Origin of the sequence: Vibrio sp. SNU_ST1, from assembly GCF_030563405.1 — a bacterium.
In the GTDB taxonomy this organism is placed as follows: Bacteria; Pseudomonadota; Gammaproteobacteria; order Enterobacterales; family Vibrionaceae; genus Vibrio.
Window position 1 is genome coordinate 297,542 of sequence record NZ_CP130748.1, and the last position, 22,977, is coordinate 320,518.

Consider the following 22,977-nt stretch of genomic DNA (forward strand, 5'->3'; position numbering starts at 1 on the left):
GAATACTCCTATAACAGTGCATCAACTACCCGAGATAAGCTCTATGTTCCTTCAGCTAGCGTTCTAGTAAGGAAATCGGTGGATCTGACTTTCATTAGGTATAAAAAAGGCCACCTATAGTCGGCGGCCTTGGTTGATCTATTTAGATGTTAATCTAGCTCTTTCTCAGCTTGTTTCGCTTTTTCTATCATAGGAGTGATTGTTGATCCTTGAACTAAGATTGAGAACACAACAACAGCATAGGTCATAACGAGGATTATCTCTTTAACATCTATTGCCTTGTCTTCAATCACCCAGATACCTGAAGGGATTGAAAGTGCCATAGCTAGAGCTAAGCCTCCGCGTAAACCACCCCAAGTTAGAATCTTAGTCGACCACGGGTTGTAAGTTCTAAAGCGTTTAAATCCAATATAAGACAAGAAAACACTTAGGTAGCGTGCCCCCAATACTAGAGGGACTGCGAACGCCATTAAAATCCAATCTTCTTGGTGGAACTTGAATAGCAGCATAGACATACCAATCAATAAGAATAGTACGCCATTTAAGAACTCATCTATTAATTCCCAGAAATGGTCTAGGTGATCCTCACTTTCCTTAGAAAATCCGATGAAGCGTGTCCAGTTGCCTATCATGATACCAGATACCACCATTGCCAATGGTCCAGATACATGCAGAACCTCTGCAAAAGCATAACCAGCTGTAGGAATACCGATGGTTAATAGCAACTCCATCGAGTGGTCATCGGTGTTGCTGATTAGATAGTGGAATATCAAACCTAGAACAAATCCGTAGACGATACCGCCAATAGCCTCTTGGACGAATAACATGGTCACGCTACCCACAGTCGGTGCTTCAGTGCCGAACGCAATGGTAAATAGGGTAACGAAGATGACTAGGCCAAAACCATCGTTGAATAGAGATTCTCCCTCGATTTGAGTAGAGATTCGTCTGGGAGCATCGAGCTTCTTCACTATTGCTAATACAGCTATTGGATCGGTTGGAGATATTAGAGAACCAAACAGTAAGCAATAAATTAAGTCAAATTGAATGCCGATAAATTGACAGAACCCATAAAGTACAAAGCCAATAAAGAATGTCGAAAATAGTGTAGCACCAAGAGCGAGTACCGTTATTTCCCATTTCTGATCTTTTAGATTAGGTAACTTAATCCCCAAACCACCTGCAAAGAGTAAGAATCCCAGTATTCCTTTCAGGAGGAAGTCTTCAAAGTTGATACTGGCAACGGTTTCTGAGGCGATGTCAGCCAATTGGAACCAATTGTTTTGTCCCGCAATGATAATCAATAGAGATAGCATCATTGAGCCAGCTGTGATGGCGATGGTTGTCTGCATTTTACCAATTTTGGTATTAACGAAAGCAATAAGCATGGCAGCAGCGGACAGGAAGCATAAGGTGTAATAGACCGACATTGGGAACTCAATATGTAACAAAATATGAATATTAATTCTCGTTCTCTCATGCTCAAATAGCAAACATTTTTTTGTCATGACTTGGTCATTTACTTCATGTTTTAGACGTCTAGACTCCTTTTAAATGTGTGGTAGGATGGAGAGATAATTAAAGGAATGAGGTTGTATCGTGGGAAGTAATGTAAGGCAAAAGATTGACGCTCTGTTGAAGCAACGAATTTTACTGATTGATGGTGGCATGGGTACCATGATTCAGGATTATAAATTGGAAGAGCGAGACTATCGCGGTGAGCGATTTGCTGATTGGCATAGTGACTTAAAGGGTAACAATGACCTTTTGGTACTTACGCAGCCTAAGCTTATCAAAGATATCCATATGGAGTATTTGGAAGCCGGTGCTGATATCCTCGAGACCAATACCTTTAACGCTACAACCATCGCTATGGCCGACTATGATATGGAAAGTCTTAGCGAAGAAATTAACTATGCTGCTGCTAAGTTGGCTCGTGAAGCGGCAGACGAATGGACAGTGAAGACTCCTGATAAACCCCGTTTCGTGGCGGGTGTGTTAGGTCCAACTAACCGAACTTGTTCTCTCTCCCCAGATGTTAATGATCCGGGCTATCGTAATGTTAGCTTTGATGAACTTGTTGAGGCTTACTCTGAATCGACTCGTGCGCTTATCAAGGGCGGTTCAGACTTAATTCTTATTGAAACTATCTTCGATACGTTAAACGCGAAAGCGTGTGCTTTTGCGGTTGAATCTGTCTTTGAAGAAGTAGGTATCATTTTACCGGTTATGATCTCCGGTACTATCACCGATGCATCTGGTCGAACGCTTTCCGGACAAACAACAGAAGCATTCTATAATGCCCTTCGTCATGTAAAACCTATCTCATTTGGATTGAACTGTGCATTAGGTCCTGACGAACTGCGTGAATACGTTGGTGAAATGTCTCGTATTTCAGAATGCAATGTTTCCGCTCACCCTAATGCAGGTTTACCTAATGCATTCGGTGAATATGACTTGTCTCCAGAAGATATGGCTGAACACGTTAAGGAATGGGCTGAAAGTGGCTTCTTGAACTTAATTGGTGGCTGTTGTGGTACAACGCCAGAACATATACGCCAAATGGCAGAAGCGGTTGAAGGTGTAAAACCGCGCCAACTACCAGATTTACCAGTTTCATGTCGTCTCTCTGGTTTAGAGCCATTGACGATTTCCAAGGAATCTCTGTTTGTTAACGTGGGTGAGCGTACTAACGTTACGGGCTCTGCTCGCTTTAAGCGCCTTATCAAAGAAGAGCTATACGATGAAGCTTTGAGTGTGGCTCGAGAGCAAGTTGAGAACGGCGCTCAAATTATCGATATCAACATGGATGAAGGGATGCTAGACGCTGAGGCGTGTATGGTTAAATTCCTTAACCTATGTGCGTCTGAACCTGAGATCTCGAAAGTCCCAGTGATGGTCGACTCTTCAAAATGGGAAGTGATTGAAGCGGGCTTGAAATGTATTCAGGGTAAAGGCATCGTTAACTCTATCTCATTGAAGGAAGGGAAAGAAAAGTTTGTCGAACAAGCGAAACTGGTTCGCCGATATGGTGCAGCCGTTATCGTGATGGCGTTCGATGAAGTTGGTCAAGCTGATACTCGAGAGCGTAAGGTTGAGATTTGTACTAATGCCTACAATATTCTGGTTGATGAAGTTGGTTTCCCGCCAGAAGATATTATTTTTGACCCGAACATTTTCGCGGTTGCGACGGGTATTGATGAGCATAATAACTATGCGGTCGACTTCATTGAAGCGGTAGGGGACATCAAACGCGATCTTCCGCATGCGATGATCTCTGGTGGTGTATCGAATGTTTCGTTCTCATTCCGAGGTAATAACTACGTTCGTGAGGCAATCCACGCAGTATTTCTATACCACTGTTTTAAAAACGGTATGGATATGGGCATCGTAAATGCTGGGCAATTAGAGATTTACGATAATGTCCCTGAGGATTTACGTGAAGCCGTTGAAGACGTGGTTCTAAACCGCCGAGATGATTCAACTGAGCGCTTGCTAGATATCGCGACTGAGTATCTAGAGCGTGCAGTTGGAAAAGTTGAAGATAAATCAGCTTTAGAGTGGCGTACCTGGCCAGTCGAAAAACGCTTAGAGCATTCCTTAGTGAAAGGTATTACCGACTTTATTGTTGAAGATACCGAAGAAGCTCGTGTTAATGCTTCTCGTCCTATCGAGGTGATTGAAGGCCCATTAATGGATGGCATGAATGTGGTTGGTGACCTCTTTGGTGAAGGTAAGATGTTCCTTCCTCAAGTGGTGAAATCTGCCCGTGTTATGAAGCAAGCGGTAGCCCATCTAGAACCATTTATTAATGCAACCAAAGATGTTGGTGCGACTAACGGAAAAATATTACTTGCGACCGTAAAAGGCGATGTTCACGATATTGGTAAAAACATTGTGGGCGTTGTCTTGCAGTGTAATAACTACGACATTATCGATTTAGGAGTGATGGTTTCATGTGAAAAAATCCTTAAGGTCGCTAAGGAAGAGAACGTCGATATCATTGGCCTTTCGGGTTTGATCACTCCTTCACTGGATGAGATGGTTCATGTGGCTAAAGAGATGGAGAGACAAGGCTTTAAACTGCCTCTTCTTATTGGTGGAGCTACGACATCTAAAGCGCATACAGCCGTTAAGATTGAACAGAACTACTCTGAACCTGTGGTCTACGTAAACAATGCTTCACGTGCGGTGGGTGTATGTACCTCATTGCTATCTAAAGAGTTGAAGCCTGCCTTTGTTGAGACGTTGGATATTGATTACGACCGTGTGCGAGATCAGCACAATCGTAAGAAACCACGTACTAAGCCTGTTACGCTTGAACGCGCTCGTGCTAATAAAGTGGCGATTGATTGGAGAGCTTATACGCCGCCGGCACCCGCTAAGCCGGGAGTACACATATTCAATGATTTTGATGTCGCGACTTTACGCCAGTACATAGACTGGACGCCATTCTTTATGACATGGTCGCTAGTCGGAAAGTACCCTGCAATCCTTGAACATGAAGAAGTGGGTGAAGAAGCAAAACGTTTATTCAAAGATGCCAATGATTTACTGGACCGCGTAGAGAAAGATAAGTTGCTCGAAGCGCGTGGTATGTGTGCCATGTTCCCTGCGAACAGTGTTGGTGATGATATTGAGGTATATACCGATGAATCTCGTACTGAAGTTCTAAAGGTTCTACACAACCTTCGTCAGCAAACCGAAAAGCCCAAAGGATTCAACTACTGTTTGTCTGATTACATCGCTCCAAAAGAAAGCGGGAAAGCGGACTGGATTGGCGGTTTTGCCGTAACGGGGGGGATTGGTGAACGTGAATTGGCTGATGAATACAAAGCCAATGGCGATGATTACAATGCCATCATGATTCAAGCGGTTGCTGACCGATTGGCTGAAGCGTTCGCGGAGTATCTGCATAAAGAAGTGAGAAAGGATATTTGGGGTTACTCGCCAGATGAGGACTTGTCTAACGACGATTTGATTCGAGAGAAATACCAAGGTATTCGTCCTGCTCCGGGTTACCCTGCTTGCCCAGAGCATACTGAGAAAGGCACGTTGTGGGAGTTGATGGACGTTGAAAAAGCAATCGACATGTCGCTAACCACGAGTTACGCAATGTGGCCAGGTGCTTCAGTGTCTGGTATGTATTTTTCACATCCTGACGCCCGATACTTTGCGATTGCACAAATTCAACAGGATCAAGTGGATAGCTATGCTGACCGTAAAGGTTGGGATATGTTAGAAGCTGAGAAGTGGTTAGGTCCGAACATTAACTAGTTTGAATCTATGACGGGTTTTGATTCGTAAAAATAAAAAAGGGTTGCTTAAGAGCAACCCTTTTTGTATCTGCGTTTGGTAGTTTTAAATTAATCGAGAAACCATTTTTTATTCAAACAGTTCTTGATGCAGTTTTTGAATCGCTAACTTAGACACAGGTTCATCTAGCAAGAAGCATAGGTTATGTGGGCTTGCTCCGTAACAAATCATACGTAGGTTGAAATCTTCTAGAGTACCGAACACCTGCTTAGCATAGCCTTTGCTTTCACTCATGTTATTGCCAATAAGAGCAACAAGGCATAGGTCGTGCTCAATATCTACGGAACACAACTCTTCAAGCTCAAGGCGAGCGGCTTCAGGTAACTGAGGAGCACCACCAGATGTATCTGTTTGATCGAGGGTCAGTGAGACACTGATCTCTGAGGTGGTGATAAGGTCGACAGAGATCTTATGTTTAGCAAGGATCTCGAATACCTTCGCCAAAAAGCCATAAGCATGGAACATATTCGCGCTACGAAGCGTAACCATGGTTTGGTTGCAACGTAGAGCAAGCGCTCTGAATAGAGGTGAGCTCTCTACTTGCTGGCGAATCCAAGTCCCACCGAGCTCTGGTGCTTTAGAAGAGCCGACAAAGACAGGGATTTGGTGGCGTAGTGCAGGTACTAGAGTCGAAGGGTGTAAGATTTTCGCGCCAAAGTTTGCCATTTCTGATGCTTCGCTGAAACTGATCTCTGGGATAGGAGATGCTTTCGATGCGATGCGAGGATCTGTGGTGTAAATGCCCGGAACATCAGTCCATATTTCTAAACCAATAGCTTGTACTGATTCGGCAATCAGTGCTGCAGAATAATCACTGCCACCACGGCCTAAAGTCGTGGTGTTACCTTCGTTATCAGCACCGATAAAACCTTGGGTAACGACAACTTGCTGTTGGCACAGTGGAATCAGTTTCTGTTGCGCTAGAGCGGCAATATCTTCTAGCTGTGGCTCTGCTTTACCGAAGTCATCATTAGTGCGCATCACTTCTCTGATATCAAAACGAACGGCAGGTGTGCCACGTTCACGGATGATTTGAGCCAAGATGTGTGTCGACATCAACTCGCCACATGCGACAAGGTGATCGGTCAGCTTTGTGCTGATTTGGAATGATGCTGCTTCGGCTGCACTCGCAATATCATCGAGAATGCTATGAACCTCCTTCTCGATACAGTTCGGATCGGCTAACTGAGCTAGAATCGTATTATGAATGTCGGTTAACTGTGTGACTAGTTCTTGGCGACGAGTTTTATCTTGAACCCCATTCGCGAGTTCAACAAGTAGGTTAGTAACGCCTGAGCACGCGCTGCTCACGACTAGTTTCGTATTCGAGTTATTTTCAATAATGGAAGCACAACGGCTCATTGCTTCAAAGTTGGCAACACTTGTTCCACCAAACTTAGCGACATTAAAAGAACCAGCTACATTAGATGCACTCACGATATATCTCCCACGATTTCCTAAAATAAAATTACGGTTGGGTAATCCAACGTCCGATGTTGTTCGAAGAGAGTTTTAGAGCAAAAAGAGAGGAATTATTAGAATAGTAACCTCAGAAGCTCTTCACCATATAGAAATGGTGACAGTTGACGGGATTCAGCCCGCTCAACCGATAATAAAGGTCCTGCATCCTTTTATTATCTCGGCACTGCTCCCCATAAATGTTTTGTATTGGAAATGCGGTTCCACAAAACACCTGCCTGGGCAGTGCTCCTCTTCTGCTAGATAGCCATTTCATTGAACGTGTTTGCGGTAACAATGTCAATTCGTAACTTGAGATAATTGAAAAATAATTTTAACAATTATGTGACACTGGTTTGACCTCAATACTTATGGCTAATTGCTGAGGTAATCAATTTGCTTTAGGGTGGATTGTTCACAACATTAACGTAAGGGATGTACATGTCTAATTTAACACTCACTACTGCTATTGATAGCTTTTATCCGCCACACCGAACGTTAATGGGACCGGGGCCTTCAGACATTTCACCTCAAGTTTTACAGGCCTTAAGCCGTCCAACCATTGGTCACCTAGATCCGCTATTTATTGCGATGATGGATGAGCTTAAACAGCTTCTCAAATACGCTTTTCAGACGGAAAACGAATTTACGATTGCCGTTTCTGCACCAGGCAGTGCAGGTATGGAAACCTGTTTTGTTAACTTGATTGAGCCCGGTGAGAAGGTGATTGTTTGTCGCAATGGCGTTTTTGGTGAGCGTATGCGAGAAAATGTTGTGCGTTGTGGTGGAGAAGCGATCCTTGTCGATGACGAGTGGGGCAAATCCGTTTCTGTTGAAAAGGTAGAAAAGGCATTGGCTGAAAACCCTGATGCAGTTGCTGTCGCATTTGTGCATGCCGAGACGTCTACTGGAGCGTTATCGGATGCTCAAGCGATTTCAGCGGTAGCTCGTCAGTTTGATGCGTTGTCGATTGTGGATGCGGTGACATCATTAGGTGGTGTGCCATTGTTAGTTGATGAATGGCAGCTTGATGCGGCTTACTCTGGCAGTCAGAAGTGTCTGTCTTGTGTACCTGGTTTATCTCCAGTGACGTTCTCTCAACGAGCTGTTGATAAAATGAAAGCACGTCAAATTCCCGTACAAAGCTGGTTTTTGGATCAGAGCTTGGTATTAGGTTATTGGAGTGGAGAAGGTAAGCGTAGCTATCACCACACTGCGCCTGTGAACAGCCTATATGCTCTGCATGAGTCGTTGGTTTTGTTAAAAAATGAAGGCCTAGATAATGCGTGGTCTCGTCACTATGCGATGCACCAAGAACTTAAAGCTGGCGTAGAAGCTTTGGGGTTGGAATTTGTGGTTGCTGAAGAGAGTCGCTTACCTCAATTGAATGCGCTTTACTTCCCTGAAGGGATTGATGAAGCCAAAATAAGAACGCAGCTGTTAGAAGAGTATAATCTTGAAATCGGTGCTGGGCTGGGCTCTCTGGCTGGGAAGGCTTGGCGCATTGGTTTAATGGGTTATGGCGCTCGAAAAGAGAATGTCGCTTTGTGCTTAAAAGCGTTACAAGACGTTTTAAAATAACGGTAATAAATTGAAGTTTAAAAGAAAAGCGCACGAGAGATCGTGCGCTTTTTTGTGCCTAACCGAAAGGTCAAAAATGGTGCTTTAGTTCCGAGAGCTAAACATCACTCAGCAGACGACAGGTTATCTTCTGCTTGTAATACTTTTTTATACTGAACCTTTGAAAAGTCTCGACCTGGGAACAAGAAGCTCGCTTCACTGCGAATTTGTTCTGCCTTGCTGTGATCTCCTAATCCTTGATACGCGAGAATCAAGTTGCTGTAGAAAGCAGGTCTTGGCTTACTCTTTATGATCTCTAACGACCAATCTATATAAGGTTGGATCAGGCTAGGATCTGCTTTATAAAGGCCGATATTTAGATAGGTACTGTACACGTCCCAATCATAGCGATCTTTCCATACGACGGGGTTCGTTACCTGCTTAAGAATGTCCGGGTTTTTCGGCTTAGACATTTCAAATTTAGTGAGTACATAATTGGTGTGTAAGGCACTCAGCATATAAAAGCTCACCAAAATAGGAACGACTAAGCTCGATACTCTAAATAGGGTTTTACTGACGATACTAAACGGCTGTTGGTAGTGACGAGAAGCTCGTTGATCGACCCAGTAAATCAAAATGATAAAGGTTATCCAATGAATCGCCGAGTGGTAAAAAGGATACTCAAGCTGAGAATGTAAGAGTATCGGTATGAACAGTGCAAGCAGTGCTAGACGTGTTCCTTTCGCTGAGTTAACTATGCGTGACATCACCAATACCGCAGCAATCAAGATACCGATAATTGGTACAATTCCACCTTCTACTCCCCAAAACAGGAACTCATTGTGTGGGTGATCCATTGAAGGAAGGCCGGGATGATAATTTGAGTTAAGTTGATGCTGGCGAGCCGTGTATAGCGTGTATTCGGATTCGAATTTTCCGTAGCCATAACCGGTAAATGGTTTTTCTATCATCATATCGAGCGCTTGTGGAAAGGTATAAGCTCGTGGACTTTCTAAGTTAGTTCTCTTACTTGCGAGGCTATCAGTTGCACTAAGGCTGATAACCGAAAAAGCGACGACGATACCGACGAGCACTGATGCACACCATCCGTAGAAGCGTTTCTTGGTCGAGAATTTGTAAAGGTAAGGCAGAATGCAGACAAACCCGATTACGGCAGCCAACCATCCTGTACGTGATGCGATGATGATCAGCAAAGGTACGGTTAAGGTTGGTGTCAGGTATAGTAAGAACGACTCGCTAATTTTGTGATTATATTTAGCGGGTTGCCTTGTTAAAAGATAAGCTGACAGCACAAAACCAGTAGCAAGAAAGCTTGCCATTACATTGGGTTGTTGGAATATCCCATATGGTTGGTTTGCAGCAGTGTTGTAGCTAAATAAGTTGCCAGGTTCTAAGAAGAAATATTGGACATAGCCAAATAGTGCTTGTATGACAACAGCAAGCACAATGAACCACAACATGCGCTGCTTGTGCTTATTGCTGAACTTAAATTGTTGCAGCACGATGAATAATGCCAAGCCCGCCCACAATCCAAGTAAGCGCCCTGACGAACCTTGAAAAGCGGCGTTGCTGTATAAAATCGGCAGTGTGAGTATGATGCAGCTTATCAACAAGCCAATCGTTAATTTGGAATACTTGAGTACTCGGTTAGTAGCAAGTTGGTAGAAGCCAATCGCCAACGTAAAGCTAAGGGCTAACCAAGTGGTTGGATTAAAAGATAAAGCAAGGCCTGAGCCTCCAGGGTTAGGCATGAAAAAATGCATGGCTAATAAGAATACAACAGCTAGAGAGACCAGAAATGCTTTATTGAGTGGTAGCTTAGTTACCTGATTTTCTAGTTGGGTACCGCTAGTGTGTATTGTTGCCATAAATCCCTAACCTTATAAAAACAGAGCTTGTTCCTTCTGAAAAAAGCTCTGTTACTTTAACATTTTTCTGTCTGCTCGCAGGACGCTATTTTACACCTACTTCAAATTTAACATAGGCTTAAGGAAGCGAGCCGTATGCGAACCTTCGACTAACGCCACATCTTCAGGTGTGCCTTCTGCAACAATCTCACCACCACCTTGGCCTCCTTCTGGGCCTAAATCTAAGATCCAATCAGCCGTTTTAACGACATCTAAGTTATGCTCAATCACGACAACCGTATTACCGTGATCGCGCAGTCTATGTAATACCGTTAACAACTGCTGGATATCGTGGAAATGAAGACCTGTTGTTGGTTCATCAAGAATGTATAAGGTTTTTCCAGTGTCTCGCTTCGATAGCTCACGCGCTAATTTAACACGCTGGGCTTCACCACCAGATAAAGTTGTCGCTGCTTGCCCTAAGCGAATGTAAGAGAGGCCCACATCCATTAAGGTTTGCAGCTTACGAGCAATAACAGGCACCGGGTTGAAGTATTCTCGAGCATCTTCCACAGTCATCTCTAGAACTTCGTCAATGGTTTTACCCTTGTATCGAACTTCTAGAGTTTCACGGTTATAGCGTTTACCTTTACATACATCACACGGTACATACACATCAGGTAAGAAGTGCATCTCCACTTTGATGACACCGTCTCCCTGACACGCTTCACAGCGACCACCACGAACGTTAAAGCTGAATCGACCTGGCTTGTAGCCGCGAGAACGTGATTCCTGAGTACCTGCGAATAACTCACGGATAGGGGTGAAAATCCCTGTATAAGTTGCAGGGTTTGATCTTGGTGTTCGGCCAATAGGGCTTTGGTCTATGTCGATCACCTTATCAAAATGTTCTAACCCTTTAATCTTTTTGTGCTGCGCGGGAACTGCAGTTGTTGCACCGTTTAATTGAGTGTGGGCGACTTTAAAGAAGGTATCATTAATTAGTGTAGACTTACCTGACCCCGATACACCCGTAATACAGCTGAACAAGCCTACAGGGATCGTCGCGGTGACATTCTTTAGGTTGTTCCCTGTCGCGCCAACGATCTCGACGACCTTTTTCTTGTCGATAGGCGTTCTTTGTTTTGGTATCGCAATTTCTTTGGCTCCGCTCAGGTATTGCCCTGTCAAAGAGTTCGGGTTTTCGATGATGTCTTGCATGGTGCCTTCTGCGACCACGTGTCCACCATGCACACCCGCACCTGGGCCGATATCGATAACATGGTCAGCACAACGGATTGCGTCTTCATCATGTTCAACAACAAGCACCGTATTACCTAAATCTCTGAGGTGAACCAAAGTTTGCAGTAGACGTTCATTATCGCGCTGGTGGAGGCCAATCGATGGCTCATCTAGCACATACATGACACCAACTAAACCGGCACCAATTTGGCTCGCCAAACGAATCCTTTGCGCTTCACCACCAGACAGAGTCTCGGCACTGCGTGATAGGTTAAGGTAGTTCAAACCAACGTTAACTAAGAAATGCAGACGATCATTGATCTCTTTCATCACTTTATCAGCGATTTGCCCACGCTGGCCGCTAAGCGATAAGTTTTGGAAAAATTCTAGTGCATCAGCAATGCTGAGCTGAACGATTTCTGGCAGTGTGGTATCGCCAATGAAGACATTTCGAGCTTCTAATCTTAAACGAGTGCCATCACAGCTAGAACATGATTTGGTTGATATGTACTTGGCAAGATCTTCACGCACAGCGCTAGATTCAGTATCGCGGTAACGACGTTCTAATGTATTTAAGATGCCTTCAAATGGATGACGCTTGACTCGAATATCACCTCTGTCATTGATGTATTTGAATTCTACTTCAGTACGACCTGAACCTTTAAGAATGATCTCTTGAGTCTTTTTCGGTAGAGAATTAAATGGCGCATATAGATCAAAACCATAATGGTCTGACAGCGATGTCAGCATTTGGAAATAGTAATAATTTTTCTGATCCCAGCCTTTAATCGCACCTTCTGCAATACTTAGGTTCTCATCTAAAATTACTCTGCTTGGATCAAAGTATTGTTGAACACCAAGACCATCACACGTACTACAGGCACCTGCCGGGTTATTAAATGAGAATAGGCGAGGCTCAAGCTCTTGCATGCTGTAACCACATTTTGGACAAGCAAAATTAGCCGAGAACACGATCTCTTCTTGTTCTTTATCATCCATCCAACCGACAACTGCGATACCACCAGATAGCTCTAATGTCGTCTCGAACGATTCTGCTAAACGTTGTTGAAGATCTGGGCGAACCTTGAATCTGTCTACCACTACTTCAATGGTGTGCTTCTTGTGCAGTTCCAATGTTGGAGGATCGGACAGATCACAGGTCTCGCCATCAATACGAGCTCGAATAAAACCTTGTGCGGCTAGGTTTTCCAGTGTCTTTACATGCTCACCTTTACGTTCTTTGACTATCGGAGCCAGTAGCATCATCTTTGAACCAGCAGGCAGTCCTAAGACTTTATCGACCATTTGGCTGATGGTTTGTGCTGCAAGAGGGGTGTTATGATCTGGACAGCGAGGTTCGCCGACACGAGCATAAAGTAGCCTTAGATAATCATAGACTTCAGTGATAGTACCAACAGTTGAACGAGGGTTGTGAGAGGTCGATTTTTGTTCGATGGAGATGGCTGGAGATAAACCTTCGATGTGGTCGACATCGGGTTTTTCCATGAGAGATAGAAATTGACGAGCATAGGCCGACAAAGACTCAACATAACGACGTTGACCTTCTGCGTAGAGGGTATCAAACGCAAGTGACGACTTTCCTGAACCTGATAATCCGGTGATAACCGTCAGCTTATCACGAGGTATGGTTAGGTTAATGTCTTTGAGGTTATGCGTACGAGCGCCTCTAATTTCTATTTTATCCATCTCAACTGACCATGTAATTTTAAGTGGCTAAAGTATTACATAGAGTGAGATTTGTGCAAAGTTTTACTGGATAAAAAAACAGTAAACAAAAAGGGTGACTCAAAGAGCCACCCTTTCTACCAATTTAAACGTTGGTTATTAACCCGTTGTCACGCTTCTTTCTTTGTTGAGTGTTTACCTAGTTCGATTTGCTTTTGGTCTTTTTTGTATAGATTTTCAAAGCAGTAGTTTGTTGCTTCGATATAACCTTCAACACTACCACAGTCAAAACGCTGGCCTTTAAATTTGTAAGCTAACACACAGCCTGCTTTTGCTTGTTTTAGCAAAGCATCAGTGATCTGGATTTCACCACCTTTACCTGGTTCAGTCTGTTCGATAAGCTCAAAGATATCTGGAGTCAGAATGTAGCGGCCAATGATCGCTAGGTTGCTTGGTGCAGTACCTGGTTCTGGCTTTTCTACCATATCATCGACACGGAACAGGTCATCTTTGATCATCTCGCCAGAGATAACACCGTATTTGTGAGTCTCTTCTTCAGGAACTTCTTGTACTGCCACAATTGAACAGCGGAATTGCTTGTATAAAGCAACCATTTGAGCCAGTACACCTTGCTGTTCGTTCACACAAAGGTCATCAGCAAGCACAACTGCGAATGGTTCATCACCCACAAGCTCACGACCAGTTAAGATAGCATGACCTAGACCTTTCATTTCGCGTTGACGAATGTAGGTGAAGTTTGCTGCTTCAATCGTCTCACGAATATTGATCAGCAAGTCTTCTTTATTGGTACCGCTAATTTGGTGCTCAAGCTCGTAGTTCTTATCAAAGTGATCCATCAATGAGTGCTTACCACGGCCAGTAACAATGCACATACCATCCATACCTGCTTCGATGGCTTCTTCAACGCCGTATTCAATCAGAGGTTTGTTCACAACAGGCATCATTTCTTTAGGCATTGATTTAGTTGCTGGTAGGAAGCGTGTACCGTAGCCAGCTGCCGGGAAAAGGCACTTTTTGATCATGATAAGACCCTTTATCTATAATAATTATTGATTCAACTGATTTGTTGATATTTCTGAGGGCAACTCTAGCATATGTTATGTCGAAAATTCAGCAACAATACCTATGATTACTCGAGCTTCCCTCATAATTATTGTCAGATTCGAGACGGAGCGATTATGCAAGCAAGTTTTGGTTTGCCCACGCAATAGCTTGGACTCTATTTTTCACCGCTAACTTACGGAATATTTGATAGAGGTGGGATTTGACCGTGAATTCGCTAATGAAAAGGTCATCGGCTATTTGAGTATTTGATGATCCTGATTGAAGGCAGCGAATTACTTGGATTTCACGAATAGTTAAATCAACATTGGTTGGGGTCGTATTGGTATTGACCATATTACGATAATAAAACAGCAGCTGATTAGTCACCTTTCTTGGTAACCAATTATCACCATCGATCACTTCTTGAAGACCACGAGCAATCTTGTCCTTTTGATCTGTGTTGTAAAAGAGTCCTTTTAATACCCCGTAGGTTAGCAGCTCAGAGGTAGGAAGTTGTTGAGGAACATTGAATAAGATTATCTCATGATTCTTCCACATCACGGGTAGGTTAGGACAGATAGCCAGTAGCTGTGTAACCTCTTTGTAATCAACAAGCAGGATACGATTACTCTGCTTCCTATCAACCAGCATCAATTCACCGGGCGTCATTTTGTAGAGAATAATGGATAAATGTTTTTCTATTTCTTTGACGTGTAGGTAGGTGTCACTCGGGTCGATGCACAGAAAGTGCAAAGTGCGAGCGTATCGAGATTTTTTCATTGAAATTCCATGTTTAGGTTGGGTTAGGTTTCACGTTGTCATGCACGATTTGACTTCTCTAGCGCCGCTGTTGTGACTTGCGTTGAATATCAATTCCCAAAGTAAATGAGTGGTTTGTAAGTGGAAGAAAAAGCAACATCGCTCTGAATATCATGATTTGTTACGTTTTTAATCTTTGTAGTGAGGAGAGAATAGGAATGCGATTTATCACTGCAGAAAAGCATGCTATTCTTGTGCGCTAAAATTTTCTGAGACTATGAATTTAGACGGAGCAAATCATGGCTAGCCGTGGAGTTAACAAAGTTATATTAGTGGGTAACCTAGGTAATGACCCTGAAATTCGTTACATGCCAAATGGCGGCGCAGTAGCGAACATTACCATTGCAACGTCAGAGTCATGGCGTGATAAAGCAACTGGCGAACAGCGTGAAAAAACAGAATGGCACCGTGTTGCTCTGTTTGGCAAGTTGGCGGAAGTTGCAGGTGAGTACCTACGTAAAGGTTCTCAAGTTTACATTGAAGGTCAACTTCAAACGCGTAAATGGCAAGATCAAAGCGGTCAAGACCGTTACACAACAGAAGTTGTTGTTCAAGGCTTCAACGGTGTAATGCAAATGCTTGGCGGTCGTGCTCAAGGCGGTGCTCCTGCCCAAGGTGGTATGGGTAACAACCAACAGCAAGGTAGTTGGGGGCAGCCACAGCAGCCACAACAACAGCAGCAGCCACAACAACAATACAGTGCGCCAGCTCAACAGCAGCCGAAAGCACCTCAGCAGGCTCAACCTCAATATAATGAGCCGCCGATGGATTTTGATGATGACATCCCATTTTAAGCACTGTTTTTAATATATTATAAAAGCAGTATTAAATTGGAAGAAGCCGCGTTCATCGCGGCTTTTTGTTACCTACAATTCTTAACGCTTTATTTACAACGTCAATTTATAGTATAAGTAGCAATACGGTATAATGTGAGTTGAAAAGGATTTCGTTATTCATGAGATATACCCCAACACTAAAATTGAGTACTCGATTGGTCGCATTTGTCACCGTGATAGTGATCAGTGCGATGTTCATCCTTTTTATTGGTGGCACACTCTCCTTTAAGCGTATTGGACAGGAATATTTAGACCATTATTTGGTTGGCATTGTCGACGTCGTAGACAAAGAGATGGAAGATCCAGATGCTGCGTATTCAATGCAACGTTGGATGCCTAAGATGTTGCAGGCAAGTAATATCGTTGAGATGAAGCTCTCAAACAAAACAGGTATCGTTTACCGATTTAAAGATACCTCCCCACAAATTGATCCAAATCGTCTCTATGAAAGAAGCTTCACTTTAGATCGAAATGAAGGCTATCAAATCGAATTTAAAGCACTCCCCCCTTATATTGGTTACAACTACTCGATTGAAGCTATGTGGTCGATTACTTTGGCGGTGGCATTGATCCTTTTCTGTTTGGCTCGTGGTGTTCGTTGGTTAAAAGAACAGTTAATGGGGTCAGAGATTTTGGAAGAGCGAGGGAGAATGATCCTTGCTGGGCAGGTAGAGGCTCATTCAAAAGGGGACGAGCGAGAATGGCCTTATACGGCAAGTGAAGCGCTTGATGTACTGATTGAAGAGTTGAAAGATGCACGCCAAGAGCGAAGTCGCTTTGATACCTTTATTCGCACCCATACTTTTCTAGATAAGCTCACAGGTACAGCCAACCGAGTACTATTTGATAACAAACTTGAATCTGTACTGCATGAAAGTGGCGCTCGTGGAGGCGTTTTACTGATACGTATCGACGAGTGGGAACAAGTTCGAGATGCTAATGACAAGCAGATCACCGACGGATTTATTATTGAAGTTGGTGAAGTATTGTCGAATATTGTTCAGCGTTATCCCGATGTCATTTTTTCTCGCTATTACGAAGCAGACTTTGCCGTGTTTATTCCGCATCAAGGAACAAAGGATATTGCGACGTTGGCAGCTCAATGTTTAAGGCAATTAGATAAATTGATTCCACCGGAGCCTTTGGAATCAGATAACTGGTGCCATATTGGCGTGACAATGTATGCCGAAGGTGATCGCCATAGCCAGATTATGGATGAAACGGAAACGGCGTTAAAGAGCGCTCAGTTAGAGCGCATTAATAACTGGAGCCGTTACCCAAAAGAAAATAAAAGTGAGATAGACAGAGGCAGTGTTCGCTGGAGAACATTACTTGATAAAGCCTTGCTACCTGAAAATTTAGTAATCTTTGCTCAGCGGTGTTATCTTATGCCGGATTCAGGTCAAGCTAATGAATTGCATAAAGAAATATTTATTAGAATTCAAGATCCAGACAAAGGTTTATTGAAATCATCTCGCTTTATGTCTGCGGTAGAACAAGTCGGTTATCAAGTTCAAATGGATCAATCGGTTTTGAAGGTTTTGTTTAAGTCGCTGAAAGTATCAACACAGTCTGTCAATTATTCAGTGAACTTGAGTGTCACTCCGTTTGCAAATAAATCACATTTTAAATGGTTCAGAAGTGAGTTGTTACAGCTCTCTGCTCAGCATCGTTCTCAGCTTGCTTTTGAGTTTTCAGAAGGCCATCTAATTACTCACCTTGATTATATGAGACCAGTGGCGAAGATGTTACGAGGGTTAGGGTGTAAAGTGGTGGTTGGCCAAGCTGGGCGAACCATTGTTAGTACTCATTATATAAAGGATTTGAAGGTTAACTATATTAAGCTTCATCGAAGTTTGGTAAAGAAAATCGATCAAAGGCATGAAAACCAACTGTTTGTTCGAAGTCTGATTGGAGCATGCGGTGATTCTCCAACTGAAGTGATCGCGGTCGGAGTTGAGACAAAGCAAGAAAAGAATACCTTGATAGAGTTAGGCATTAACGGTTATCAAGGGAGATATTTCGACGAAGAACAACAAATAATTCCCTTGCCTACTCAAGGGGAGAAGACAGTGAAAGCTGAATCCGTTGTAAAAGTTGGTCGAAGAAATCGATGGCGTAAGAGTAATAGTTAAGCATGAATTTTAAAGCGATTTTAGACAAAATAAAGCCAACGAATAATAACGGTAGTTCTCAAGTTGTCCTTTTGGGTAATGATACCGTTTATATCTCTTCGGTTGAGTTAGGACCTCAAGTCACCAGTTTTCCTGTGGTTAACGGTGACTGGGAAAGTGCGCTGAAAAAATTGTTGAGCAGTGAGTTGCTTACTAGTGGTAGCCTTCAGCTAATTGTCTGTGCGAACTACTACCAAACTTATCAAATTGATAGACCGGACATTCCACAGAGTGAATGGTCGGTTGCATTGCCTTTTCTATTGAAAGATCTGATCTCTGAAAGGGTGACTGAGATTACAGCGAGTGCGGTAGCGCTACCGACCTCGAATAAGCTACAAGTGTATGTTTTGCCTAAAAAGCTATTGGACAAGCTTGTAAGCATTACTAATTCAGCACAAGTTGAGCTTAAAGGTATTGCTCCCGAAGATGAAGTTTGGGGTTACAGTGCTGGTGAGCTCTCTAATTTCATTCTTTTACAACGCAGCCCCAACTCACATTTTAAGCTTGGTGCATTTGTTGAAAACACGGTTTGTTTCCAAAGAACAATCCGCAGTGTTGTCCCCCCCTTAACTGGTGCCGCATCAAGTGCATTACAGTTGGATGGTCTAGCTTTAGAACTCCAAAGGTCGATTGATTACCTTTCTTCTCAAATTAAAGGCACCCAACTTCATCAGTTAAAAATATGCTGTGATGAGGAAGATGAAGCTGAATTGCAGAGTGTGTTAAATAGCACATTGAGTTCGACCGCTTCTTTGCTTGTTGAAGGTGAACGCGAAAATTCAGAGAAATGGTTAGTTACGCTCGCGGCTGAAAAGAATATTTTTAACGTTAACCTCTACCCTGAGCACCTTAAACCTAAAAAAGAATATTTCACTCTAGTGAATGTGGTCATGGTTTGGGGGCTTGTGTGTGCCTTGTTGCTTGGCAGTTATTGTGTAATGCAGTATCAAGCATCGAGTTTGGATGAAGATCTAGCAGCTTTACAATATGACTTGAATCAGCTTAACCAAGAAGTTAACCAATTAAACAGTCAGTTAATTCAACATAAACCGTCTCCAAATAAGGTAGCTGCGGTAGCTCGTCTCACTAGTGAGACGCAAGCGAAAAAAGAGGCGTTGAAGGCAGTCGGTCAATTCGATGAACCTCAGCAAGTCGGGTATTCTGGCGTCATGAACTCCTTCGCTCAATTAGGCCGAAATGACATCTCGCTTTCGCACATATACATGACTCACGATACCTTAGAGCTTAATGGTTTTGCCCGTGATGCAAATGTAGTTCCAAACTGGATTGGTCAGTTTAAGAATGAACTTAATTTAGTAGGACGTACCTTTGAAAAGATAAAGATAGGTCGTAATGAGCAAGATGTGGTGACGTTTGAGTTAAGTACTCATAAGGAGAGTGAATAATGCAACTGTGGAATCAGCTTAGCGATAAGTTTCTTGCATTAAGCCAGAGAGAAAAATGGCTACTTTTCGTTTGTGGTCTAGTGGGCTTATCCATGCTTTTATTTACTTTATTGATTGAACCTGCATATCTTGATTTACAAGAAAAGAATGTGAAGTCGATGAGCCTTACGCAGTCAAATCAGAAACAACAAGGTGAATTACTTGTTCTACAAGCCAAGTTGAATAAAGACCCAGATAAAGAAATTGATCTTGAGTTAAAAAAACTATTGGTTGAGAGCCAAGAGCTATCATTTGAGCTCGCTGAAATTGTTGATAGGTTGGTTACGCCTTCTCAAATGGCGCAGTTATTAGAGAGCGTTCTTAATGCAGGTAATGGACTGAAGCTTGAGTCTTTAGAATCGTTACAACCAGAAGCTATTTCGGACAATCAAGAGAACAGTGACAATTCAAATTACTTTCTCCATCCTGTTAGAATGGAGTTGACGGGTAGCTACTTCGATATTTCAACTTATCTTCAAGCACTTGAGTCACTTCCGGTGAGCTATTATTGGCGCACGTTTGAGTATTCAGTAGAAGAATATCCCAAAGCTCGACTTGTGTTCGAGGTTTACACCCTAGGTACCAGACAGGAGTTTATCGGTGGTTAGAACTCTAGTGTTATCTTTGCTGTTTGGTAGTTCAGTGGTATGGGCAGAACAAGATCCAACTGCGCCATTAGGTTGGCTTTCGCCCCAACAGAAATCAGCATCAGCTAAAAAGGCGCCAGTTCAATATCGTTTACCGTCCCTAGAGAGCATTGTTTGCAAGGGCGATACTCCTTGCTATGCGATTATGAATGGTCAGATTCTCGAACAAGGAGAAACGATCAGAGGGTACCGAGTTAAGAACATTGATCCAGAGTACGTCACTCTGCAGAGAAGCTCTAAGCAGTGGAAATTAGAGATGTTCTCTTTAGATGTTAAGAATAATTAAGGTTAGAGTGAAGACATGCGTAAACTTGTAGTAGCAATTCTAGTGTCATCTTTAGTCGGCTGCTCGATGGGGCATAGAGACCCTGTTGAGATAAAAGAGTCTTTAAACGAATCTATTAATGAAGCGAATAGCAAAGCACTTCATAACTTACCTTCGTCGGTACAAGATGACCTTATGCCTCAGCTAAGTTCGGACTCTATATCTCCGAGTATGGAAACTGTCAAGCGCTTTCGTATTCAAGCAAAAGGCGTTGAAGCGAGAACCTTTTTTGCAAGCCTGGTGAAAGGTACAGAGTACAGTGCCGCGATTCATCCAAGCGTTGCTGGAAAACTCACTCTAAATCTAACAGACGTGACGTTAGATGAAGTACTGGCTGTTGCTCAGGATATGTATGGTTACGATATTGAAAAGCGTGGCAAGGTAATTCAAATTTACCCTGCTGGCTTGCGTACAGTCACGATTCCTGTGGATTACTTGCAAGTAAAGCGCTCTGGTCGCTCTTTGACAACGATTACCACAGGAACAATTACAAATTCAGACTCTAAGCCATCGGGTTCTTCTAATTCTAGCTCTAAGTCTGATTCGTCCAATTCATCTGATTCGTCGAGCTCTACATCGAACGGCGGTACAGAGATCGAAACGATCTCTGAAAGTGATTTTTGGCCGCAGCTTGAAGTAGCTGTCGCCCACTTAATTGGTTCTGGTGATGGGCAAAGTGTAGTAGTTACGCCGCAAGCAAGTGTGATTACGGTGCGAGCTTACCCGGATGAAATTCGTGAGGTTCGTGAGTTCCTTGGTATCTCTCAGAAACGCCTGCAGCGCCAAGTTATCTTGGAAGCAAAGATCATGGAAGTGACGTTGAGTGATGGCTATCAGCAGGGTATTAACTGGACCAAGATGTTTTCGTCGAACGGAACTAACTACACGGTCGGTATGGGCTCAATTGTTAAAAATGCAGCTGGTACGATCATCCCTGGTACATTACCAGGCATGGACCCAATCGGTGCGGCTTTAGGTGGTCAATCTAATCTTGTTGTCTCTGGAGGTAGTTTTGAAGCCGTCTTGAGTTTCATGGACACACAGGGTGACTTGAATGTGTTATCTAGCCCAAGAGTGACAGCCGCTAATAACCAGAAAGCGGTTATTAAAGTGGGTACTGACCAATACTACGTGACTGAATTATCAAGTTCAGTGGGGAGTGGGGATAACGCGAATGTGGCCCCTGAAGTTGAGTTAACCCCATTCTTCTCTGGTATTTCGTTGGATGTGACGCCGCAGATCGATGATAACGGTAATGTGTTTTTACATGTTCACCCTGCCGTTATTGAGGTGGAAGAGGAAGTGAAAGAGCTCAACCTAGGCTCAACAACAGGCATTGTGAAGCTGCCTTTGGCAAGAAGTTCGATTCGTGAGTCGGACTCAGTGATTCGAGCACAGGATGGTGATGTTGTTGTTATTGGTGGATTGATGAAATCAAATACCAGTGACATGACCTCAAAAGTTCCATTTCTTGGTGATATTCCAGCGTTAGGCCATTTATTCCGCAATACCAGTCAGCTGACTCAAAAAACAGAGTTAGTGATTCTATTGAAACCAACGATTGTGGGTGTGAATACTTGGCAAACTGAGTTGGAGCGTTCTCGTGACCTTCTTCAGCAATGGTTCCCTGATGAAGAATAATTGCTCATCGTCTCAATGTAGATTGGTCGTCATTGACTAAGCTGGATCATCCTATGTATCAAGCTCATTTTGGTTTTGAACAGTTACCGTTTACCTTAACGCCGAATACCGATTTCTTTTATGGTTTAGTGCCTCACTTTGAAGCAATTCAAACGGTAATGTTGGCGTTAGAAATGGGTGAGGGCGTGATAAAAGTGACCGGAGAGGTAGGCACCGGAAAAACCATGGTGTGCCGGATGTTGGTCAATCACCTCAACGATAGTGCCGCCCTTATTTACTTGCCAAATCCGGTGCTCTCCGGCGCGGATTTACGCCAAGCCGTGGCTAAAGAACTGGGTTTGACTATCGATAACGAAGCCACCTTAGTTGATAACATTCAACATAAACTCATTGAGTTACATAACTCAGGTTTAAGAGTTGTGGCGATTCTCGATGAGGCTCAAGCGTTGTCGGATGAAGCTCTCGAAACATTAAGGTTGTTCGGTAACCTTGAAACTGAAGATAAAAAACTGCTGCAGATTGTTTTATTAGGTCAGCCTGAATTGGATGCTCGATTAGAGGCTTACCACTTACGGCAGTTTCGCCAAAGAATCACGTTTAGCTCAACACTGAGGCCACTGACTCTCGATGAGACTGTGGCTTATATTGATAATCGGATCGTTAAATCTGGTGGTAACACCGAGTTGTTTAGCTTGAATCAAAAAAAAGCCATTTGTCGCTCGTCGTTAGGTATTCCAAGATTGATAAATCAACTGTGTCATAAAGCTCTTTTGCTTTCGTTTAGTGAAGATAAGAGAAGTGTCGATAATCAGCACCTGTTTTCAGCTATGCATGAAACATACGATGTATGTAAGCCTAAATTTAAAACGCCAATACTGTGGGGTTGGAATTAATT

Annotated in this window: 15 protein-coding genes and 1 riboswitch; of the genes, 9 read left to right on the forward strand and 6 right to left on the reverse strand. The window is 43.2% G+C overall.

The window, feature by feature from the left end; genetic code table 11:
• Window positions 1-149 precede the first annotated feature (149 nt).
• Entirely contained in the window at window positions 150-1,430 is a 1,281-nt protein-coding gene (locus Q5H80_RS01425) for a sodium:proton antiporter (RefSeq protein WP_304567780.1), read from the reverse strand.
• 169 nt (window positions 1,431-1,599) lie between these two features.
• On the opposite strand from Q5H80_RS01425, the gene metH reads away from it, so the two are divergent.
• Window positions 1,600-5,277: a methionine synthase gene (gene metH, locus Q5H80_RS01430; protein ID WP_304567781.1), complete on the forward strand. Its 3,678-nt coding sequence runs from the start codon at window positions 1,600-1,602 to the stop codon at window positions 5,275-5,277.
• 108 nt (window positions 5,278-5,385) lie between these two features.
• Here metH and lysC read toward each other — a convergent pair whose 3' ends face one another.
• Window positions 5,386-6,753, reverse strand: a complete 1,368-nt coding sequence (gene lysC / locus Q5H80_RS01435) for a lysine-sensitive aspartokinase 3 (RefSeq protein ID WP_304567782.1) — start codon at window positions 6,751-6,753, stop codon at window positions 5,386-5,388.
• A gap of 108 nt (window positions 6,754-6,861) precedes the next feature.
• A riboswitch (Lysine riboswitch) is annotated at window positions 6,862-7,039 on the reverse strand.
• A 176-nt stretch (window positions 7,040-7,215) separates the two neighbouring features.
• Here lysC and Q5H80_RS01440 point away from each other — a divergent pair.
• Entirely contained in the window at window positions 7,216-8,355 is a 1,140-nt protein-coding gene (locus Q5H80_RS01440; RefSeq protein ID WP_304567783.1) for an alanine--glyoxylate aminotransferase family protein, read from the forward strand.
• Between the two features lie 104 nt (window positions 8,356-8,459).
• Here the strand turns inward: Q5H80_RS01440 and Q5H80_RS01445 are convergent, their stop codons facing one another.
• The 4 genes from Q5H80_RS01445 to Q5H80_RS01460 all read right to left on the reverse strand — a co-directional run bounded on the left by Q5H80_RS01445 (window position 8,460) and on the right by Q5H80_RS01460 (window position 14,975).
• A complete protein-coding gene (locus Q5H80_RS01445) occupies window positions 8,460-10,223 on the reverse strand; it encodes a PglL family O-oligosaccharyltransferase (protein WP_304567784.1) in 1,764 nt (587 codons plus the stop codon).
• 96 nt (window positions 10,224-10,319) lie between these two features.
• On the reverse strand, window positions 10,320-13,151 hold the full coding sequence (uvrA, locus tag Q5H80_RS01450) for an excinuclease ABC subunit UvrA (protein WP_304567786.1): 2,832 nt from the start codon (window positions 13,149-13,151) through the stop codon (window positions 10,320-10,322).
• A gap of 149 nt (window positions 13,152-13,300) precedes the next feature.
• On the reverse strand, window positions 13,301-14,173 hold the full coding sequence (galU, locus tag Q5H80_RS01455; protein ID WP_304567788.1) for a UTP--glucose-1-phosphate uridylyltransferase GalU: 873 nt from the start codon (window positions 14,171-14,173) through the stop codon (window positions 13,301-13,303).
• Between the two features lie 154 nt (window positions 14,174-14,327).
• Entirely contained in the window at window positions 14,328-14,975 is a 648-nt protein-coding gene (locus tag Q5H80_RS01460; protein WP_304567790.1) for a LuxR C-terminal-related transcriptional regulator, read from the reverse strand.
• A 278-nt stretch (window positions 14,976-15,253) separates the two neighbouring features.
• Between Q5H80_RS01460 and Q5H80_RS01465 the strand changes: the two genes are divergently transcribed.
• The 7 genes from Q5H80_RS01465 to Q5H80_RS01495 all read left to right on the forward strand — a co-directional run bounded on the left by Q5H80_RS01465 (window position 15,254) and on the right by Q5H80_RS01495 (window position 22,975).
• The gene (locus tag Q5H80_RS01465; protein WP_304567791.1) at window positions 15,254-15,808 is read left to right on the forward strand and encodes a single-stranded DNA-binding protein; all 555 of its coding nucleotides are present in this window, start codon (window positions 15,254-15,256) and stop codon (window positions 15,806-15,808) included.
• Between the two features lie 161 nt (window positions 15,809-15,969).
• Entirely contained in the window at window positions 15,970-17,985 is a 2,016-nt protein-coding gene (gene csrD, locus Q5H80_RS01470) for an RNase E specificity factor CsrD (protein WP_304567793.1), read from the forward strand.
• Window positions 17,986-17,987: 2 nt separating this feature from the next.
• Window positions 17,988-19,430, forward strand: coding sequence for an MSHA biogenesis protein MshI (locus Q5H80_RS01475; RefSeq protein ID WP_304567795.1), 1,443 nt, complete (start codon window positions 17,988-17,990; stop codon window positions 19,428-19,430).
• Complete coding sequence (gene pilO, locus Q5H80_RS01480) at window positions 19,430-20,077, forward strand: type 4a pilus biogenesis protein PilO (RefSeq protein ID WP_304567797.1); 648 nt, start codon at window positions 19,430-19,432, stop codon at window positions 20,075-20,077. Before Q5H80_RS01475 ends, pilO begins: the two co-directional genes overlap by 1 nt.
• Window positions 20,070-20,402, forward strand: coding sequence for a hypothetical protein (locus Q5H80_RS01485; protein WP_009847864.1), 333 nt, complete (start codon window positions 20,070-20,072; stop codon window positions 20,400-20,402). Before pilO ends, Q5H80_RS01485 begins: the two co-directional genes overlap by 8 nt.
• Window positions 20,403-20,417: 15 nt before the next feature.
• The gene (gene mshL / locus Q5H80_RS01490; RefSeq protein WP_304567800.1) at window positions 20,418-22,082 is read left to right on the forward strand and encodes a pilus (MSHA type) biogenesis protein MshL; all 1,665 of its coding nucleotides are present in this window, start codon (window positions 20,418-20,420) and stop codon (window positions 22,080-22,082) included.
• A 53-nt stretch (window positions 22,083-22,135) separates the two neighbouring features.
• Entirely contained in the window at window positions 22,136-22,975 is an 840-nt protein-coding gene (locus tag Q5H80_RS01495) for an ExeA family protein (RefSeq protein WP_304567802.1), read from the forward strand.
• The last annotated feature ends 2 nt before the right edge of the window (window positions 22,976-22,977 follow it).

Coding starts and splice junctions, on each gene's coding strand:
- Q5H80_RS01425 (WP_304567780.1), bottom strand. CDS start 1,430: ATGTCGGTCTATTACACCTTATGCTTCCTGTCCGCTGCTGCCATGCTT.
- Q5H80_RS01440 (WP_304567783.1), top strand. CDS start 7,216: ATGTCTAATTTAACACTCACTACTGCTATTGATAGCTTTTATCCGCCA.
- Q5H80_RS01445 (WP_304567784.1), bottom strand. CDS start 10,223: ATGGCAACAATACACACTAGCGGTACCCAACTAGAAAATCAGGTAACT.
- uvrA (WP_304567786.1), bottom strand. CDS start 13,151: ATGGATAAAATAGAAATTAGAGGCGCTCGTACGCATAACCTCAAAGAC.
- galU (WP_304567788.1), bottom strand. CDS start 14,173: ATGATCAAAAAGTGCCTTTTCCCGGCAGCTGGCTACGGTACACGCTTC.
- Q5H80_RS01460 (WP_304567790.1), bottom strand. CDS start 14,975: ATGAAAAAATCTCGATACGCTCGCACTTTGCACTTTCTGTGCATCGAC.
- Q5H80_RS01465 (WP_304567791.1), top strand. CDS start 15,254: ATGGCTAGCCGTGGAGTTAACAAAGTTATATTAGTGGGTAACCTAGGT.
- csrD (WP_304567793.1), top strand. CDS start 15,970: ATGAGATATACCCCAACACTAAAATTGAGTACTCGATTGGTCGCATTT.
- Q5H80_RS01475 (WP_304567795.1), top strand. CDS start 17,988: ATGAATTTTAAAGCGATTTTAGACAAAATAAAGCCAACGAATAATAAC.
- pilO (WP_304567797.1), top strand. CDS start 19,430: ATGCAACTGTGGAATCAGCTTAGCGATAAGTTTCTTGCATTAAGCCAG.
- mshL (WP_304567800.1), top strand. CDS start 20,418: ATGCGTAAACTTGTAGTAGCAATTCTAGTGTCATCTTTAGTCGGCTGC.
- Q5H80_RS01495 (WP_304567802.1), top strand. CDS start 22,136: ATGTATCAAGCTCATTTTGGTTTTGAACAGTTACCGTTTACCTTAACG.